Genomic DNA, 17,683 nt, shown 5'->3' with positions numbered 1-17,683 from the left:
GGGCGATCTACCCAGCATGAGCTCATTCGCTATGGCAATGTGGTCAGGCGGCACCACAGTTCTATGTCAGCCCTATCTGTCAGTAGCCATGCCAATAGTCCCAACGAGCAGCATGTTCCTCATGTTGAGCATAGCGGGCATCCTTCCACGCCTGATAACGATGCTTGTCAGCCTCACGGGCATAATGGTCCGCGGCAGGGTAGTCGCCGTAGGAGGCTGCCACGCGGGCTGCGTATTGATCGCGGCGGGCCTGATCGGCGCGCACCTGGGCACCATTGTAAGCTCGGCTCGCCTGCCACTGATCATAGCCCCACGACTGGGCATTTGCTGCCGTAGCTCCGAAGGTCAGGCTTGCGACAAGCGCGGCCGTGATCGTGATGCCAATCTTGTTCATGATACGCCTTTCCATGACGGAGATTACCGCCGATGGACGGTGCATAAGGGGGGCTTCCTGTATTGGCGCTGATTGGAACATTCATCTGTCAGAAGGAGGCGCTAGGCGGCATCGGCCTCAACCTCATTCAGGGAGCTCGGCTCGCCGGCGCGGGACAGATCATCGGCATCGGTATCAACCCTGACCGCGAGGCTTAGGCTCGCAAGCTTGGCATGACCCATTTCCTCAACTCAAAGGTGAGACGCGCGAGCAGGTCGTTGCCAAGGTGGTCGAGCTGACCGACGGCGGTGCCGATTACAGTTTCGATGCGACCGGCAACACCGAGGTGATGCGGACCGCACCCGAATGCTGCCACCGCGGCTGGGGCCAATCGATCATCATCGGCGTGGCCGAGGCGGGCATCCGCAGCCTTCGCAGTCGCAGTGGATGAGGCTGGCCGCTTTCGGCAATCACGCAATCCCGGCGCCTACTGGGGCCTGGTGCCCAAACGCCATCAATCAGGCGAGCTCGACTGGACAGGGCGCATTATCAAGCAAGGCGACGGGGCCGTACGCAAGCTACTTTACGAAGCCGCCAGCTCGATCCTCACTCGCAGCCCGGAAACCTTTGCCTTGAAGACATGGGCCATGAAGATCGCCAAGCGTCGCGGCCTGAAAAAGGCCCGTTTCGTCACCTTGTCAAAAACCAGAGCGATGGCTTCCTGAATTCGGCGATCGGGATCCTTCTCGATCCGGTCGCCAGCATTTATAAAGCCGACATGAGACGCAACAACCAATTCGCCGCGCCGGGCCTTCTCGTAACGGGCCGCGAGCGAACGCTGGCGCAGAAGATCGAGCTCATACTCATTGAGGCAGCCCTTCAGGCGGAGCAGCAGACGATCGTTGCCCTGCGGTCGAAGCCGACGCGTGTCACACCTCCTGCAACTGAGCGGCCAAGGTCTTCATCTATGGTCTCGACACGAGACCATCCCAGAATGCCCAGGCGATCCCGCATCGCGTATTGCAGGGCGCTGCTCTCCCGGTTGTGAAGGACTTGGTGGGCGGACGATTGCCGGGCATGCAGGATCGCTTTGCGCTCGAGATGCTGAGGGCCGATCTCATCAAAGGTCATCGTGCACCTCCTGTCGTCCCTCGGTGGGCGCATCGTCGATAGGCTGCCTGCTCTCTGCACAAATTGCGTATTGAGCCAAAGGTTAAGGTGATGTCCTCTGGCCATCTCGCAGTGGGGCTTGCTGCGGGATGGCTTCCATCAACAGGGGTGTTGGTGATGGACATATCCTGTACCGATCCTGTGATGGCTTTCCCGGCGCCCATGCGCGGTGCCCTGCAGGGATGGGCCCCTCTCTCTTTTTCAGCCGCTTCAGACCATCGCCGGGTACGGCGGCCTTGCGCCTTTACGCAATGCAACGAATCACCCCGGTGGGCTTGCGTGGAACCGCAACAGCTTCGCTGCGGACGTGATCGAATGCGTGAAGAATGGAAGCCTTCTTGGTGAAATCCACCACAGCCCCTCCCAACTATGGGGAACTTTAATTGGATGCTGCACGCGCTTTGCGTTACATTTGTGTCATCAATTTGAGGGAATAAGAAAGAAAATGTTCGTGCGCTTCGGGTCGCAATCCGATGCCATGTTCGGCTTTTTTCGGTGAATTAATGTCTGGATATTAAAATAAAACCTCCCCATTGCGAGCGGGGAGATGGAGATCTGCGTTCAAAATTTGCGGGAGAGGATCGCCCTTGGCCTGACGTGATTGTCGATAGGGGGATTGCATGGCAAATTTGGGAATAAATACGGCCAATGATGCCGTGAATTTCGCTGATATGATGCCGGGTGCGGGGCGGATGCGCCGGATGCGGGCGCGCCGCCATTGGCTGGGCCATAGCGCGGCTCTGGCGCTGGTGATCGGCGGCGCGAGCGCGGCTCACGCCCGTGATGCTGCCGTCGACAGCTATTCGATCGAGGCGGCAAGGCCCGAACCGATCCGTGCCGATGGCCTGCTGTCCGCCGGGCGCATCGCGGCAAGCGAAACCAGCCGCCTGACCGCGCCCACCGCGACCGACACCGCGCTGTCCGCGCCCGTGCCCGATGTGGCTCCGGCTCCGGCCCCGGCGGCGGATGACACCAAGACCGATATCATCGTCACCGGCACGCGCATCGTGAAGGATGGCTTCTCCGCGCCGACGCCGGTGGCGGTGCTCTCCTCGGCGGACATCAAGGCGCAGGCCCCGGCCAATCTTTCCAACTTCGTCAACCAGTTGCCGGCGGTGACCACGGGGTCCACCTCGGGCAATTCTTCCGGCAGCCTGTCGAACGGCATCGCTGGGATCAACAGCGTCAATTTGCGTGGTCTCGGCGCCTCGCGCACGCTGGTGCTGCTGGACGGGCAGCGTTCGGTTGCCTCCTCGGTGGGCGGCATCGTTGACATCAACACCTTCCCGCAAGATCTGGTCGAGCGCGTCGAAGTCGTTACGGGCGGCGCCTCGGCGGCCTATGGTTCTGACGCTGTGGGTGGCGTGGTGAACTTCATCCTCAACAAGAAGTTCAAGGGTTTCCGCATCGCCGCAGACAGCGGAATCACCACCTATGGCGATGGTGCCAACTACAAGATCGGCGGCTCGGGTGGTTTCTCTCTGCTCGATGACCGGCTGCATGTTCTGGCCAGCGCCGAATTCTTCAAGCAGGAAGGCGTGGCGACCATCGACCGGTCGTGGAACAACTCCGGCTATTTCCAGATCGCCAATCCGGCCTACACCACCACCAATGGCCAGCCGCTGCGTCTGGTGGGATCGGGCTATGGCCCGGGCACCTATACGGCGGGTGGTCTGGTCAATTCCGGGCCGCTGCTGGGCACCTATTTCCTGGGCAATGGCCAGACCGGCAAGCTGAACTACGGCACGTATAATTCGGTTTCCACGCCCTATATGATCGGCGGGGACTATCAGAACACGCTGGCGGGCCATGTCGGCACCAACTCGCTGATCCCGGATGAAAGCCGCCTCTCGACCTTCCTGCGCACGGCCTATGATGTCACGCCCGACACCTCGCTCTATGTGCAGGCCTCGTGGAACCGCTACATCGGCGAGAGCTATTACCAGCAGACCCCTTCGACCGGCGTGACGATCCAGAAGGACAATGCCTATCTGGTCAACAATTATCCCGCCGTGGTCAGCGCCATGACCGCCGCCGGGGTCAATTCGCTGAGCATCGGCACCTCCAATGCGGGCTTCCCGGTGCCCGGCAGCCACAACAGCCGCGATGTGGGGCGCCTTGTGGTGGGCGGCAGCGGCAGGTTCACCGTGGGCAGCGGCAGCTGGTCATGGGATGCCTATTTCCAGCACGGCATGACCAAGGCGCATGAGGGCCTGATCAACACCTGGAACACCACGCGCATGGCGCTGGCCCAGGATGCGGTAAATTACAACGGCCAGATCGTCTGCCGTTCCACCATCACCAATCCCGGCAATGGCTGCGTGCCCATCGATCGCCTGGGCACCACGGGGCCGTCCGCTGCGGCGCTGGCCTATATCTATGGTAACCAACCCTATCGCAACGAGACAGTGCAGGAGGATGTCGGCTCGGTCAGCTTCAACGGTGATCTCTTCAAGCTGCCGGGCGGCACGGTCAGCCTGGCCTTCGGCGGCGAATGGCGGCGTGAGGGGATCAATGGCTATGTCTCGCAAGAGTTTCAGCCCCAGGTCAATGCCACCACCGGCACCACCAGCAATGTCTGGCTCTATGGCAACTATCTGCCCAATGTCGGCCATTACTATGTGAAGGAAGGTTTCGCCGAACTCAGCGTTCCGCTGTTCAAGGGGCTGAACATCGATGCGGCGGTGCGCGGCACCGATTATTCGACCTCGGGCTATGTCACCACCTATAAGGTCGGCGGCACCTGGGCGCCCACGCATGATGTGAAGTTCCGCGCCACCTACAGTCATGACATTCGCGCGCCCAATTTGCAGGAGCTGTTCGCGGCGGGCACGGCGCGCACCAACACCGTCAACCTGCCCAGCAATTCGCCGCTGGGGGTGAGCACGCCGACCTATGTCGAAAACACCATCGGCAATCCCAATCTGAAGCCCGAAAAGGCCAACACCTGGACGGCGGGTGCGGTGCTGACGCCCAGCTTTGCCCCGGGCCTGTCGCTCAGCTTCGACTATTATGACATCCGCATCAAGGACGCCATCGGCTCGATCACCTCGCAGAATACGGTGGACTTCTGTTATGCGGGGCTGACGGCCTATTGCAACAACATCGTCTATTCGGGCGGCACGCTCTCCAGCATTGTCATCCAGCCCTACAACTTCGCCAGCCAGCATGAACGCGGCTTCGATATCGAGGCGGGCTACCGCCTGCCGCTCTCCAACATTTCAACCATCCTGCCCGGTGTCTTCTCGATGAAGGCGCAGGCCACCCATTATATCGAGAATGTCGTCGACAATGGCATTTTCCCGGTCGATTACGCTGGGGTCAATGGCGGCACGCTCTCGGGCACCTACAATGAGCCCAAATGGGTCTATCGCATCAGCACCTTCTACGATCTGGGCAAGACCACCTTCAATCTGGTGGTGCGCGGCTTCTCGGACGGTGTCTATGGCAATGACTATGTGCAGTGCACCACCGCCTGCCCGACCTATGCCAGCGCCAATGACCGCAACCGCTATGTCACCATCAACAACAACCAGATCCCCGGCGCGGTCTATCTGGATGCCTCGGTCAGCGTGAAGATCAGGCCCGCCGGGCATGAGGGATCGGTGACGTTGGTGGTCAACAATCTGGCCAACACCGCGCCGGTGCTGGTGGGCAACGGCCCCAGCGGCAACAACGTGCCCGCCTATGCCCAGACCAACCGCAGCCTTTATGATGTGAACGGCCGCACCTTCCGCCTGGCCGCGCGCCTGCAATTCTGATCCCCCGCAAGGACGATAGAACGATGAAGAGCATGATTACATTCAAGGCTTCCGCTCTGGCGCTTTCGCTGGCCATCGCCGGTCAGGCCATGTCCGCTCAGGCCGCCGCCACGGCCAAGGAAAAGGCCGAGGCGATTGCCGGGGTCGAGGCGCAGCGCAAGAACATCCAGGTGATGGTCGACACCGTCTTCAGCTTTGCCGAGCCGGGCTTTCAGGAGACCCGCACCTCGGCCTATCTGGCCGATATCCTGGAGAAGAACGGCTTCAAGGTGACGCGCGGCGTGGCCGGCATCCCCACCGCCTTCACCGCCACCTGGGGCGAGGGCGGCCCGGTGGTGGCGCTGGGCAGCGACATCGACAATCTGCTGGGCACCTCGCAGACGCCGGGCCTGCCCTACATCAAGCCGCTGGTGGAGGGCGCGCCCGGCCATGGCGAGGGACATAACACCGGCATGCCGCTGGTGGTGGCCGCCGCGATCTCTGCCAAGACTGTGATGGAAAAGAACCATATCCCCGGCCGCCTGATGATCTGGCCGGGCGTGGCCGAGGAACTGCTGGCCACCAAGGCCTATTACGTGCGCGAAGGGCTGTTCAAGGATGTGGATGTCTGCATCTTCAACCATGTCAGCTCCGATTTCGGCACGGCCTATGGCGATCTGGGAATGAACGGCATGGTCTCGGTGGAATACACCTTCCACGGCAAGACCGCCCATGCCGCCGGTGACCCGTGGGATGGCCATTCCGCGCTCGATGGCGTGGAGATCATGGACTCGGCCTGGAACTTCCGGCGCGAGCATCTGCCCGTCACCCAGCGCTCGCATTATGTGATCACCAATGGCGGGGGCCAGCCCAATGTGGTGCCCGACAAGGCCAGCGTGTGGTACTATTTCCGCGAGCGCAACTTCGCCGCCATCCGCGACCTCTACAACACCGGCAATGAGATAGCCGAGGCCGCCGCCAAGGCCACCGGCACCACCGTCACCAAGCAGACCCTGGGCTATGCCGCGCCCGATTTCGGCAACAAGCCGCTGGCCGAAGCCGCCTATGCCAACATCAAGGCGGTGGGCATGCCCAAATGGAGCGCCGACGATCAGGCGTTCACCAAGGCGGTGCAGACCATCAACCACCGCAAGGTCCAGCCGCTGCCTGAAACGATTGGTGAGCTGTCCACGCCGGAAAACCGCCCGCGCTCAATCGGCGGTGGCTCGGATGACATTGGCGATATCATGTGGACGGTGCCGACCATCACCATCCGCTATCCGGCCAACATCCCCAACATGATCGGCCATAATGTGCTGTCGGCCATGGCAGAAGCCACGCCGATTGCTCACAAGGGCGCCGAGGCGGGGGCCAAGGCACTGGCGCTGACCGTGCTGGACATCATGACCACGCCCAAGCTGGTCGCCGATGCCAAGGCCTATTTCCACGATGTGCAGCAGAAGACGGATCACTACGATCCGATCATCACTCCGGCTGACAAGCCTGCGATCTGGCTCAACGCCAAGACCATGAAGGAATACCGCCCGGAGATGGAGAAGTATTATTACGACTCCAGCAAATACGGCAGCTATCTGGAGCAGCTGGGCATCAAATATCCGGTGCTTGAAGCGCCTGCGCAGTAGGCGGCGGGGCAAGGGGCCGGGCGCCAAGTCTGCCCCGTTTGCCTGAAGTGTGAAGCGCGGGGTGTCAGACCGGTTTCGGCAGGCCGGTCACCCCGATTTCCTCCATCAGCCAGCTGAGAAAGCGCTGAGCCTCGCGTTCTTCCTTGGTCAAGGGATCTATCCTTCTGGCTGCCAATCAGCAGCATCAAAGATGTCCCGCTAGATCGTCAACCTTACAGGCCAGGCTAGTGGTGATGATTACAGAGGTCTTCTCAGAGAGTTTGCTGAGCAGGTGGAACAGCAATTCCCCCCGGAGCGGGCGAAGGGGCCTGAAGCCCGCCGATCACTCTGTTTCAATATCGAGGTCTGGCCTGAAATGGGCTTCAACCCAGGCAGCATCGAATTTCTGCCCCATGCACTCGATCCACAATTTACTGCCATCCTCTGGTGGCGGCATTTTCTTGAGAACCTTGGCGCAACTCTCGAAAGCATCATCGAAAATGGGTAAAATTACGCCCTTTTTGCTCTCCGTAAAAAGAGTTGCCGCCGCCTTGCTGTTTGGGAGGATGTCCATTTTCATAGTGTTACTCGTGTGTTTTTTCGGGTTCGAGATACGTTAAAATACGCAAGTATCGGACAAGCGAAGAAATTGCATGTCTGTTCCAGCGCATAGCTGTTCAGCCCATCGGCAGGCTTGCACGGCTAAACGCTAATTCCCCGCCCAGGCCACCGATCCAAGCGGGGGCGCGTCGGTTGGCATCGTGCGCTTCGCGGCGCCAGCAGGACCTACCGTTTGCGATGTTGAGCGACGCGTCAGCCTGATAGCGGTTGGCCAAGTGGTTGCTCGCCCTAAATAGGAGGCCAGATGCTGACCGCTGTCACCAGAGCCACGAGTGTCGCAAGCAGCACCAATTCAAGAATGATCAGCATCTTTGAGCTCATCGTGCATCCTTCGCATCGAGAGGATCTGCTCTAAATGAATAAGGTTGGCTCGGAAATAACCCCGCAACTCCTTCGAGACTGAGCCAACTCTCCCAGGATCACCAGCGGTCTGTCGAAAAACCGATGTCACCGGAAGCTATGCATCCGGACAGAGGTCGCAGCGCCCGGATGCATAGCACAGACCCGGAGTAGGAAGCCTGCCCCCCTTTGATTACAGCGTTAGAGTGAATTGAGAAGAGCTGAAATTGAAAGGCAATCGGTTGCGCCGCTCGGTGCATCATATTTGCAATGCACCTGAGCCACTCACTGCATGCTGGGCGATCTACCCGACATGACCTCAGCGGCAATGGCAATGTGTTCGGCGGTGAGACAGTTCTGTTCTAGCCCTATCTTTCAGTAACCATGCCAATCGTCCCAAAGAGTAGCACGCTCCTCATGTTCAGCGTAGCCAGTATCCCTCCAAGCCCGATAGCGATGTTTGTCAGCCTCCCAGGCATAATGGTCTGCAGAGCGATAGTCGCCAATATCGCGGGGCGATATGCGATGAAAGCACCTAGAACACATGTTGGCAACATGCGACCTCTGTACTGCTAACTCTCCTGCCTCAGCCGGCCATGTGGTCTAGATGCGCCGCAGACGGCTTGGGTCGGCTCGGGGAATGTGTGATGCATAGGCACGATAGAATCGGCTCACTTCCCAAGAATCATTGCCAGCCTCGGGCGCTGGATTGGTCCTTTTACTTGTAACTAGATGGTCAAGAGTCGCCGTACTAACCTCAAAATCAAGCTTCATCCCGAAGGCTTTCCCCTTAATCCAGCGAAGAACCACAGTGAAACTAGAACCATGCGCCAGGAAAATAGTTACCTTGTCTCCTACTTTCTCTGTTTTCTTGCTGAGAACGCCGCCGATCCCCTTCGCCGATATGTTCCGGATGGTAATTTCTTGGGATTTTCCATCGTCTGACACCATGTGCGCGCGTAAAAGTCGATGTTGCCGGGGTGAGCGCTGAGCGGGCTGACTAGACTCTTCGATAGGCAATTGGGACATGCCGAGAGCACCCTTCATTAATGGTGTGTCAGTTTGACATACATCTCGGCAATGAAGCATTAACATGACGTGGCGGAAAATACCAGTCTTTGAAAATATCACAATTTATTCAATCTTTTAATCCAATATTTCGTGTATGGATTAGTGCGGGTCTGGTCGAGGCACAATAGATCGGGCCGGCTCTGGAGCTGCCCGATAAAATCACGCTCATTCACGGCGGTGGTCTGCATTTCGAACGGTCGTGCGAGGAGCGCCTTGTACGACCTGTCGATTTCACCATAGAAGCCGCGGTCGACCAGATACCATTGCCCGTCAAACAGGACGTAGGCCTCACCCTTGTGCTGTGCTTCATAGACTATGCACGAATAGACCTTACGCCGGCGGGTGCGGTCGGCCTGCCCGTCTGTCATCACGCAGATCTCATGTGAGCCTTTTATCTCAGCCATATCAGTGATCGAGGCAAAGTCGCCGCGCTGGAGCTCGGCGACATAATCCTCAATGGCGAGTTGCGCAAAGGCGCGCTTATGGCCCTTGGCAAAGCCTGCGCCGAAATAGCCGATCTCGACTTCTTTGCCCGGGGAGAGGATATCGGGAATGGCAAGGTGAAGGTCCGAGGCTCCGCCCGCGACCAACGCTGCCAGTTGTGCATAAGCCAAGGCGTCGAGCTCGGCGCACCTGGTCCGGTCGGTGACCAGCTCAACATGGTCGACGAAGGGAAAGTCGCGGCGGTAGGCCTTGGTTTGGTAGATCGCCAGGGCGCGCTCGCAGTACGCAATGATGCTGCCCGGTGCAATCTGCGCGCGGGTAGCGAGCGCGTCGCGACCCGAGAGAGCCTTCGCAAAGTCACCCGATTTGGGGACGCCCGAGGCGAGACGGACCAGCTCACGGTTGGTGTCGATCTCAAAGGCGACCAGGTGAGCGTTGCGGCTTGCTTGGGTGCGGCGTTGCATGACCGTCGAATCTAGTGCCGCACTGTCGATCGTCCGGAGCTGGTCACGCGCCACCTGGCTCAGGGTAACCTTGAGCCCAAACCCGCGCTCTACCGCACCGTCGGCGAGGGAATGGTGCCCCTGTCCGAAGCAGATTGCGAACAAATGCTTGGCGGGCTTGGCGACCTCCACGAAAAGCACTGCTGAGCAGGATTGGGTGCGCAGCATGCCGACAACGTCCGGCGCCACCCCACCTAAGAAGGTCACCCAGCCCGGCGGATTCGGCGGCGTCTGGCTAATCCAAAGCTCACCCACGGTGCTGGCAATGTGACTAAGGCCATGGTCCGGCTTGAGCGCTTCAGCCGCGGTCGCGACCGTGAGGAGACGCAATGAGAGTGCAACAGTGCTTACCGATGGCGCCGCAACGGCCGATGCCGACATCGAGTGCCCCCCGAAGTAATAACGCCGCACGCCCCGCTCACTTATATCATAACATCTTGAATATTGGAATCATGATCATCTCGAAATTGAATAGTTGCCCTTGAAGTTTTCGCCTCCAGCGAAATATGAGTAGAGGCAAGATGAACCAAGGGCCGCTGTCAGGGAGCCGCAATATGCACCTGAACGGCCGCTATGTCAGCGGCCTTGGCTGATTGAACCTATCTCTTGATGAAATTGATCCATGCGTTATCGGGATCGTATCAAATGCCACAACCGCCTGCGGAAGATGGCTTTGTGCGACACCGAAAGGCTCAGGCAACGGGTCATCAGGGGTAATCGCAAAACACCATAATGCCAGTGGAGCATAATCAAAGCATGGCAATGGATGCATCTGACCAGGCGGCGGCGCGCAAGATCGTGATCGTGACCTATGAAGGTGCCAAGTTGCTCGATGTGACGGGGCCGATGCAGGCTTTCGCGGAAGTCCGGGCGGAGGATGGCCATGCTGCCTATCAGGTGCTCTTGGCCTCCATCGGCGGTGGGATGGTAGATACGGATGTCGGTATTGCGCTGCCGACGCTGAGGCTCGAGGATGCCATGATGCGCGAAACCGATACGCTGTTGGTGGCCGGTGGAGAGGTGACGGCTCCGGCAGAAGCCAGGGCGCAGCTGCGCGATGGTCTAGCGAGGTTCCTCGGGCGACCCCGGCGGCTCGGATCCATTTGTACCGGGGCGCTCATTCTGGCTGAACTTGGCGCGCTGGATGGGCATGAGGCGACGACGCATTGGTCTGCCTGCGATCAACTGGCGCGTGATCATCCGGCCGTGACGGTGCGGCCGGATGCGATCTTTGTGACCTCGGGTCGCATCTGGACTTCGGCCGGCGTATCGGCGGGGATCGATATGGCTCTGGCCATGATCGAGGAGGATTTCGGGCATGGCACGGCCTTGAATGTGGCCCGGATGCTGGTCCTGTTCCTGAAGCGTCCCGGAGGACAATCCCAATTCAGCGTCGAATTGCGCAGGCAGATCAGCGATGTGCGTGGACGCTTCGATAGGCTTCATGACTGGATCCGCGCCAATCTGGACAAGGATCTCTCCGTTCCAGCCCTGGCCAAGGTTGCCGTTATGAGCCCGCGCAATTTTGCCCGTGTTTATCTTGAGGAAACTGGTGAAAGTCCGGCTCGCGCTGTGGAAAAGCTGCGCGTTGATGCGGCGCGGCGTCTGCTGGAAGCCACTGGTGAAGCTGTCCAGCGGATCGCTGGACTCACCGGCTTTGGCGATGACGAAAGGTTGCGGAGGGCCTTTGTGCGGGCCCATGGCATATCGCCGCAAGACTATCGCAGCCGCTTTGGGCGAGGGCGTGATCAGGGAGCATGATCTCCCTCTATCGGCTGTCTGAAAACGAGGGCTGATTGTCATTGTTGCCAGAGCATGGTCGAACCATCTGGGCGGAATCTTGCAAATCCAATTGCCCGAGGAACGCGTCATGAGCTTATCTGCAGTCACGATTGGTGGTATCATCGCGCCGGATTCTGACCTTGCCCGCAAGGCTGCTGCCCTCGCCGCACAGGCCCATGCCCCGGTCCTGCTCAATCACGTCCACCGTACCTATTGGTTCGCGGAATTCCTCGCCCGAAAGCGGGAGATGAGGTTCGACCGCGAGGTGGTTTATATCGCCTCGCTGCTTCACGATCTGGGCCTGTCTCATCAACATGGCGCCGACAAGCGTTTTGAGGTGGATGGCGCGGATGCCGCCGCGCGCTTCCTTCACGCCCATGACTATCCGGAGGACAGGACAGCGCTGGTCTGGGATGCCATTGCGCTGCATTCCGCCGCCGATATTGCGGATCGGCGCGAGCCGGAGGTGGCCTTGGTGCATTTCGGTGCCCATGTCGATGTCATGGGACTGCGGATGGAGGAGATCCCGGTTCAACTGATCGATGATACGCTCAGCCTTTATCCGCGTCTGGGCTTCAAGGAAGCCTTCACAAGCGCTCTGGCGGAGATTGCCAGGACCAAACCCCATACGGCGATCGGCACGGGGCTGGCGGATATCGGCCGCCGACTGGTTCCTGGCCTGGATATTCCCAATGTCTGCGATTTGCTGCTGGGCGCGCCTTTCGAGAGTTGAGACAACGCTTGGGCCATGCTCCGAAAAGAAGCATGGCCCGAGGGGGCAGGTTTAAAGAAACAGGTCGGCGTCCAGATCGTCGGATACAGTCGCCTTGAGCCCTTCCGCGATGCTCAGAACGGCGCCCAACGGGCTGAAGGCAATGTGAAGCCGGGAGACGCCGCCATTGTCATCGCGGATGATCGACACCATGCCGCTGGCGGTTAGGCCATTACCCAGATCGGCTTCATACTGGAAGAACATGCGATCATCGGCATGGCCGAGGAAGGTGGGGGTCTGGCTACGATAAAGGCCTCCCGCTGCCTTGACGACCTTCAGGACTTGATCGCGCCCCGTCAGCTCCCCTCGCAGTACCGAGGAGACAAGGGTCACGTCCTCATTGAGATCATCAAGGAAAGGATGGCGTTGCGTGTTTTGGGTCATGTCAGGCTCCGGCGATGCGGTCAGGGGGGAGGGATGGAAGGGGGGAGGATCCGGGCGCTCTGGCCACCGGCGACATTGTCCTGTGTCCAGGCGCTCGCGTTCATGTCGTGCGGAAAGCCGAGCTGGATCGCACTGGCGCGGTCCAGGCGTTCGATCTGCCCAGGCGACAGGGTCACGTCGAGGGCGCCCAGATTATCGGCCAGATGCCGGACCGTACGCGGGCCCACAAGCGGCAGGATCCCGCGATGAAGTGTCCAGGCCAATGCCACCTGCCCCGGATTGGTACCGATGTCCTGGGCCACGGCGATGACTTCATCCACGGTGGCGACCGCCCGATCATCATCTTCTTTCTGCACCACGATTCCCAGTGCCTGAAGGCGGCCCTCTTCGCCACGACGATATTTGCCGGTCAGTGTGCCGCCGCCCAAAGGAGACCAGCCAAAGGAGGTGAGGCCATAAGCATTGGCCATGGGCAGAATTTCTCGGTCCGCCGTCCGCTCGATCAGATTATATTCGAACTGGACAGCAGAAGGCGCGACCCAGCCACGTTCCTGTGCCAGTGTCACCGCCCCTGCCACACGCCACGCCGGGAAATTCGAGAAGCCGGTGTAGAGGACCTTGCCCGAGCGGATCACATCCTCAAGACCGCGCATGATCTCGTCCACCGGAGTGACCTCATCAGGATAATGAACCCAGAGCAGATCGATATGGTCGGTCGCCAGTCGTGCAAGGCTTGCTTCCACCGACTGGACAAGCGCGCGCCTGCTGTTCCCAGTGCCCAGCAGGCCGACTTGGGGTGATGAGCCCAGCGTGAATTTGGTCGAGAGGACGACATCGTCCCGCTCGCCCGCGATCAGCCTTCCGACGATCTCTTCGGATTCGCCGGCCTGATAGTTGTTGGCCGTGTCGACGATGTTGCCGCCCGCTTCACGATAGGCGCGATAGATCGGGGTAACCTCGTCCTCGCTGGCGCCATAGTCCCAGCGTTTGCCGAAATTCGCCGTTCCCAGGGCCAGGCTGGACACACGCAGGCCTGTCTGGCCAAGAACACGATAATGCATGATCTGTCTCCAATGAAGAATGGTGCAGGTGTTGGCGTCGATGCGCGCGACGGGGCGCCGCGCTCAGGCCTTTGGCCCGAAGCGCTGAGGTCATTGCCGGATTATGCCGGTTGCGGCGCTGTGGTTTTCGGCGCGGTTTTCAGCACAAAGCCGGGCCGCAGCGCCGCAATCGCCCCGATATCGTTGACTGCGGCAAAGGCATTCTGGGCCTGATGCCAGAGCGGCACGGCCTGATTGAACAGGGCGCGGCCCGCATCGGTCAGGGTGACAATCCGGCTTCGGCCATCCGTGGGAGAGCGGTGCATGCCAACCAGCCCATCGCGTTCCAGCGTGTTCACCATTTTCCCCATCGCGGTCTTCTCGATATCGAGGCGATCCGCAAGATCCATGATAGGGGTGGCGCCAATCTCGTTCAGGATGGCCAGCGTCAGGAACTGGGTGATGCGCAGGCCGGTGGGTTGAAGCTGGGCGTCGTAGAACCGGGAGATCTGGCGCGAGGCCTTGCGCAGGGCAAAGCAGTTGCAGTGATCGACCTTTGGCGCTTCAACCCTCTGCGACATGACAGTATCCTTTCTCCAATCACCGTCCCTCAGGCAAAGGCTGCAAGGTTTTTGATCGTCAATTCCTGCACCGACTGGGCAGGGGTTCCGGTGATCCGTTCGACCATATCGTTGGTGCCTGCGAAAACCCCATCCTGATAGTGCTGGGCGACTTCCTCGAGGTGCTGCACCAGGAAGGGCGGAAAGCCATAGAGGTTTTCCATCTTCTCCTTGAACGCCGGGATCGAGAGCGGCGCATAGGTGATGGTGGTGCCCAGCACCTCGCTCATGGCGGCGGCGATCTCTGTATGGTTCATCTCGACCGGACCGTGCAGCGTGTAGACCTTGCCTTCATGCCCCTTGGGCTTGGCCAGAAGATGGGCGATGACGCGGCCCTGATCTTCCGAGCTGATGGGGGCATGGCGACCGTTGCCGAAGGGGAACTGGATCATCTTGGTGATCCCGATTTCCTTGGCGAAATGCGGGTAGAACAACCAGTCGGCAAAGAAGGTCGGGCGGATGTGGGTGGTGGGTACGCCCGACCAGTCGAACACCTGCTCGGAAACCCAATGGTCCTGCGCGGCATGGCTGGTGGATTCTGCGGCGGGCGGAAATTTGCGACATGTTCACGATCGAGCGCACGCCGGCTTCCTTGGCCGCCTGGGCGAAATAGGCGGCGGCGCCCAGAATGCCCGGCGCGATGGGGTGGAGGAAATAGGCGCCCTTGATCCCTTCCATCGCCGCGCGGATGGCATCGATATCGGTGAAATCGCCCAGGGCGATCTCCACGCGCCGCGCGCGAAGGGCGGCGGCTGCCTCGCCATCGCTGCGCATAAAGGCGCGGACTGTCTTACCCATGTTCAGCAATTCGTCGATGGCAGCGCCACCGGTCCGGCCGCTCGCGCCGCTTACAAGATAGTCTGCCTGGCTCATCGTTCTGATCCTTTTTTCAATATAGAAGCATATGCCTTTATCTGAAAGCAGACCTATGCCTCGATCCGATCTCGGACAAGATGCGGATGGATCATTGGCAGATATCGCGGCCTGATTGGCAGAAAGGGTGGAGCAGGAGTGACGGTTCGGCGCATCGTAGCTGCATGTCCGGCCGATCCTGGCATCGTGCGCGTCCATCGCCTGTCCCAAAACGCGTATCGATTTATGGGGATATCCCCATAAATAGGCCAGGAGCGGTTCGCGGTGAACCGGCAGGGGGACAGCAAATGCATCAGCAGACGGCCAGCCGGGCGACGAACCTCCGCCTGACATCAATCGACATCGTCAGGGGGCTGGCCATGGTTGTCATGGCGCTGGACCACATTCGCGAATTCGTGTCGAATGCCCCCTTCGATCCCACCGATATGAGCCAGACCACACCAGCCTATTTCTTCACGCGCTGGATCACCCATCTCTGTGCGCCCACCTTCGTGTTCTTGGCCGGGGTCAGCGTCTTTCTCGCCAGTGCCGGGGAAGGGCGGGGAACAGGCACGCTGATCTCACGCGGGCTGTGGCTGATGCTGCTGGAAGTGGCTTTCGTCACGCCGCTGGGCTGGGCTTTCAACCTTCACTATGGCTTTGTCCGGTTGCAGGTGATCTGGGCGATCGGTGGTTCGATGATCCTGCTGGCGCTGGCGGCGCGTGTTGCCGCGCCCCGGATTGTGCTGGCCATAGGGCTGGCCATCGTGCTGCTGCATGACGGGTTGAACGCCCATGCGGAGATCTTCGGTGCAACGGCCCCGGCATGGGCTGTGCTGGACGATTTCCAAATCTTCAAGCCATGGCCGGGCCATGTGATCGCCTCGATCTATCCGGTGTTGCCATGGTTTGGCATCATGGCAACTGGCTATGGTATGGGCGGGCTGTTCCAGCTTCCGGCTGAGCGGCGTGGGCCGATCCTGCGCAATCTTGGCCTCACGATGATCGCGGCGTTCATCGCCTTGCGCGCGGCTCAGATCTATGGCGATCCCAAGCCGTGGCATCTTCAGCGTGATGGCCTGTTCACCCTGATGTCCTTCCTCAACTGCACCAAATATCCGCCCTCGCTGCTTTACACCCTGATGACGCTAGGGCCGGCCTTGCTGTTGCTGGGGCTTGCAGAGCGCTTGCCTTTGGTGCTCGCCGACAGACTTGTCCTGCTGGGCCGAGTGCCGCTGTTCTTCTATCTGCTGCATCTGCCGCTTTACCATGCCCTGTCGGTGCTGGTGGTCTGGGCCAGAGGTTATCCGGTGGGCTGGATGTTCGTGGATGCCATCACCATCGGCCATACGCCCCTGTCGGCCTCGACGGATTATGGTATCGGCTTTGGCGGCGTCTATGCGATCTGGGTGTGCGGCTTGCTGCTGCTCTATCCGGCGTGCAAGGCCTATGCGCGGATCAAGCGCACAAGGCGCCACCATTGGATGACCTATCTTTGAACCGGAGCCTCATGCCTGATCCTTCCCCCGATGTGCCAGATGAGGCGATGCTCCCGGCGGTGGGCCAGTGCCATTGCATCAGCCTGCGCAAGGCGGCGCGGCGCATCTCGCTCTATTACGACTCCTGCCTCGCGCCGGTGGGGCTGCGGGCGACGCAATTTTCAATGCTGGCGGCGCTGGCATCGGGCAAGCCGCTGTCGGTCAACGCTCTGGCCGCGATGCTTGATCTCGATCGCAGCACGGCGGGGCAAAACATCAAGCTGCTGGAGCGCGATGGGCTGATGGACATCATTCCGAGCGAGCAGGACCGCCGGGCCCGGATCATCCGCCTGACCGCTGCGGGCCGGGCGCGACTGGCCGCCGCCATGCCGCTTTGGCAGCGGGCACAGCAGGCGTTCGAGGTGCTGAACGGGGCGGATGAAGCTGCGGCGATGAGGGAGATGCTCAAGGATATGGAAGTCCCTTTGCCTGCCAACAGTCTCGACCTGGGTGAATAGACATATTGCGATCCATCATTCTAGAGGCAGCGCAAAACGCATCTTCTCCCGTCCGCTTGCTCTCTCGCGCCGGCAGAAAGCGATGGCGCGAGTGTTGCAGGCTGGGGTCTGCAATTCCACTCGATCCCAATGAAAATGATATTGTGGAGAAATTGCGCATCGCGCTCGCCTTCGCTGCGTCGGATCCCACAATTGAGGTGGGCTCGCTTCATCGGCAATTGGGCGCTCGAGTTCGCCCGCGCTGCCAGAACGGCGCCGGCCATGGAGGCATAGCATCGGGAGCCGTGCGGTATGGAGGAGGTGAACAATCGACTGCTATTGAGGAGCGGTTCATTGACCTTGAAGGTCAGCTTT

Annotated in this window: 16 protein-coding genes and 2 pseudogenes; 8 read left to right on the top strand and 10 right to left on the bottom strand. The window is 60.1% G+C overall.

Translation table 11 applies throughout. The features are described from left to right. Window positions 1-79: 79 nt before the first annotated feature. Window positions 80-394 carry a hypothetical protein gene (locus tag ABDW49_RS19485; protein ID WP_343614449.1) on the bottom strand — a complete coding sequence of 105 codons (315 nt, stop codon included), beginning with the start codon at window positions 392-394 and terminating at the stop codon, window positions 80-82. 101 nt (window positions 395-495) lie between these two features. On the opposite strand from ABDW49_RS19485, the pseudogene ABDW49_RS19480 reads away from it, so the two are divergent. Both ABDW49_RS19480 and ABDW49_RS19475 read left to right on the top strand, forming a co-directional pair. Further along, window positions 496-794: pseudogene (locus ABDW49_RS19480) on the top strand (zinc-binding dehydrogenase); the annotation flags it as partial. Window positions 795-816: 22 nt separating this feature from the next. Continuing rightward, the gene (locus ABDW49_RS19475; protein ID WP_343614448.1) at window positions 817-1,098 is read left to right on the top strand and encodes a transposase; all 282 of its coding nucleotides are present in this window, start codon (window positions 817-819) and stop codon (window positions 1,096-1,098) included. A gap of 154 nt (window positions 1,099-1,252) precedes the next feature. Here the strand turns inward: ABDW49_RS19475 and ABDW49_RS19470 are convergent, their stop codons facing one another. Then, entirely contained in the window at window positions 1,253-1,504 is a 252-nt protein-coding gene (locus tag ABDW49_RS19470; RefSeq protein WP_343614446.1) for a hypothetical protein, read from the bottom strand. A 695-nt stretch (window positions 1,505-2,199) separates the two neighbouring features. On the opposite strand from ABDW49_RS19470, the gene ABDW49_RS19465 reads away from it, so the two are divergent. Then, window positions 2,200-5,304: a TonB-dependent receptor gene (locus ABDW49_RS19465; protein ID WP_343614445.1), complete on the top strand. Its 3,105-nt coding sequence runs from the start codon at window positions 2,200-2,202 to the stop codon at window positions 5,302-5,304. A gap of 32 nt (window positions 5,305-5,336) precedes the next feature. Continuing rightward, window positions 5,337-6,926 carry an amidohydrolase gene (locus ABDW49_RS19460; RefSeq protein ID WP_343614443.1) on the top strand — a complete coding sequence of 530 codons (1,590 nt, stop codon included), beginning with the start codon at window positions 5,337-5,339 and terminating at the stop codon, window positions 6,924-6,926. Between the two features lie 322 nt (window positions 6,927-7,248). Here ABDW49_RS19460 and ABDW49_RS19455 read toward each other — a convergent pair whose 3' ends face one another. Both ABDW49_RS19455 and ABDW49_RS19450 read right to left on the bottom strand, forming a co-directional pair. Continuing rightward, window positions 7,249-7,485 carry a hypothetical protein gene (locus tag ABDW49_RS19455; protein WP_343614441.1) on the bottom strand — a complete coding sequence of 79 codons (237 nt, stop codon included), beginning with the start codon at window positions 7,483-7,485 and terminating at the stop codon, window positions 7,249-7,251. Window positions 7,486-8,992: 1,507 nt separating this feature from the next. After that, window positions 8,993-10,264 (bottom strand): DUF6119 family protein, encoded by a 1,272-nt coding sequence (locus ABDW49_RS19450; protein ID WP_343614439.1) that lies wholly within the window; start codon window positions 10,262-10,264, stop codon window positions 8,993-8,995. Window positions 10,265-10,621: 357 nt separating this feature from the next. On the opposite strand from ABDW49_RS19450, the gene ABDW49_RS19445 reads away from it, so the two are divergent. Both ABDW49_RS19445 and ABDW49_RS19440 read left to right on the top strand, forming a co-directional pair. Then, the gene (locus ABDW49_RS19445; RefSeq protein WP_343614437.1) at window positions 10,622-11,644 is read left to right on the top strand and encodes a DJ-1/PfpI family protein; all 1,023 of its coding nucleotides are present in this window, start codon (window positions 10,622-10,624) and stop codon (window positions 11,642-11,644) included. A gap of 109 nt (window positions 11,645-11,753) precedes the next feature. After that, window positions 11,754-12,398 (top strand): HD domain-containing protein, encoded by a 645-nt coding sequence (locus ABDW49_RS19440; RefSeq protein ID WP_343614435.1) that lies wholly within the window; start codon window positions 11,754-11,756, stop codon window positions 12,396-12,398. A gap of 51 nt (window positions 12,399-12,449) precedes the next feature. On the opposite strand, the gene ABDW49_RS19435 is transcribed toward ABDW49_RS19440, so the two are convergent. From ABDW49_RS19435 to ABDW49_RS19415, 5 genes and pseudogenes are all read right to left on the bottom strand, one after another. Then, the gene (locus tag ABDW49_RS19435) at window positions 12,450-12,821 is read right to left on the bottom strand and encodes a hypothetical protein (protein WP_343614433.1); all 372 of its coding nucleotides are present in this window, start codon (window positions 12,819-12,821) and stop codon (window positions 12,450-12,452) included. Between the two features lie 20 nt (window positions 12,822-12,841). Beyond that, window positions 12,842-13,882 carry an aldo/keto reductase gene (locus tag ABDW49_RS19430; protein WP_343614431.1) on the bottom strand — a complete coding sequence of 347 codons (1,041 nt, stop codon included), beginning with the start codon at window positions 13,880-13,882 and terminating at the stop codon, window positions 12,842-12,844. A 101-nt stretch (window positions 13,883-13,983) separates the two neighbouring features. Continuing rightward, window positions 13,984-14,442: a MarR family transcriptional regulator gene (locus ABDW49_RS19425; protein ID WP_343614430.1), complete on the bottom strand. Its 459-nt coding sequence runs from the start codon at window positions 14,440-14,442 to the stop codon at window positions 13,984-13,986. Between the two features lie 29 nt (window positions 14,443-14,471). Then, window positions 14,472-14,975, bottom strand: a complete 504-nt coding sequence (locus ABDW49_RS19420; protein WP_343614715.1) for a hypothetical protein — start codon at window positions 14,973-14,975, stop codon at window positions 14,472-14,474. Between the two features lie 94 nt (window positions 14,976-15,069). Continuing rightward, window positions 15,070-15,279, bottom strand: a pseudogene (locus ABDW49_RS19415) (NmrA family transcriptional regulator); the annotation flags it as partial. A 362-nt stretch (window positions 15,280-15,641) separates the two neighbouring features. Between ABDW49_RS19415 and ABDW49_RS19410 the strand changes: the two are divergent. Together ABDW49_RS19410 and ABDW49_RS19405 are read left to right on the top strand one after the other, a co-directional pair. Then, on the top strand, window positions 15,642-16,832 hold the full coding sequence (locus ABDW49_RS19410) for a heparan-alpha-glucosaminide N-acetyltransferase domain-containing protein (RefSeq protein WP_343614428.1): 1,191 nt from the start codon (window positions 15,642-15,644) through the stop codon (window positions 16,830-16,832). An 11-nt stretch (window positions 16,833-16,843) separates the two neighbouring features. After that, the gene (locus tag ABDW49_RS19405) at window positions 16,844-17,329 is read left to right on the top strand and encodes a MarR family winged helix-turn-helix transcriptional regulator (protein ID WP_343614427.1); all 486 of its coding nucleotides are present in this window, start codon (window positions 16,844-16,846) and stop codon (window positions 17,327-17,329) included. A gap of 20 nt (window positions 17,330-17,349) precedes the next feature. On the opposite strand, the gene ABDW49_RS19400 is transcribed toward ABDW49_RS19405, so the two are convergent. After that, window positions 17,350-17,683: hypothetical protein (locus ABDW49_RS19400; protein ID WP_343614426.1), on the bottom strand; the 334-nt coding region annotated here is incomplete at its 5' end.

The sequence above is a fragment of the Novosphingobium sp. genome (assembly GCF_039595395.1).
Taxonomy (GTDB): Bacteria; Pseudomonadota; Alphaproteobacteria; order Sphingomonadales; family Sphingomonadaceae; genus Novosphingobium.
This window is presented reverse-complemented; position numbering and strand designations above follow the sequence as displayed.

Bases quoted from the DNA above. Each gene is read 5' to 3' on its own strand.
- ABDW49_RS19485 (WP_343614449.1), bottom strand. From the start codon at position 394: ATGAACAAGATTGGCATCACGATCACGGCCGCGCTTGTCGCAAGCCTG.
- ABDW49_RS19470 (WP_343614446.1), bottom strand. From the start codon at position 1,504: ATGACCTTTGATGAGATCGGCCCTCAGCATCTCGAGCGCAAAGCGATC.
- ABDW49_RS19460 (WP_343614443.1), top strand. From the start codon at position 5,337: ATGATTACATTCAAGGCTTCCGCTCTGGCGCTTTCGCTGGCCATCGCC.
- ABDW49_RS19455 (WP_343614441.1), bottom strand. From the start codon at position 7,485: ATGAAAATGGACATCCTCCCAAACAGCAAGGCGGCGGCAACTCTTTTT.
- ABDW49_RS19450 (WP_343614439.1), bottom strand. From the start codon at position 10,264: ATGTCGGCATCGGCCGTTGCGGCGCCATCGGTAAGCACTGTTGCACTC.
- ABDW49_RS19440 (WP_343614435.1), top strand. From the start codon at position 11,754: ATGAGCTTATCTGCAGTCACGATTGGTGGTATCATCGCGCCGGATTCT.
- ABDW49_RS19435 (WP_343614433.1), bottom strand. From the start codon at position 12,821: ATGACCCAAAACACGCAACGCCATCCTTTCCTTGATGATCTCAATGAG.
- ABDW49_RS19430 (WP_343614431.1), bottom strand. From the start codon at position 13,882: ATGCATTATCGTGTTCTTGGCCAGACAGGCCTGCGTGTGTCCAGCCTG.
- ABDW49_RS19425 (WP_343614430.1), bottom strand. From the start codon at position 14,442: ATGTCGCAGAGGGTTGAAGCGCCAAAGGTCGATCACTGCAACTGCTTT.
- ABDW49_RS19410 (WP_343614428.1), top strand. From the start codon at position 15,642: ATGCATCAGCAGACGGCCAGCCGGGCGACGAACCTCCGCCTGACATCA.
- ABDW49_RS19405 (WP_343614427.1), top strand. From the start codon at position 16,844: ATGCCTGATCCTTCCCCCGATGTGCCAGATGAGGCGATGCTCCCGGCG.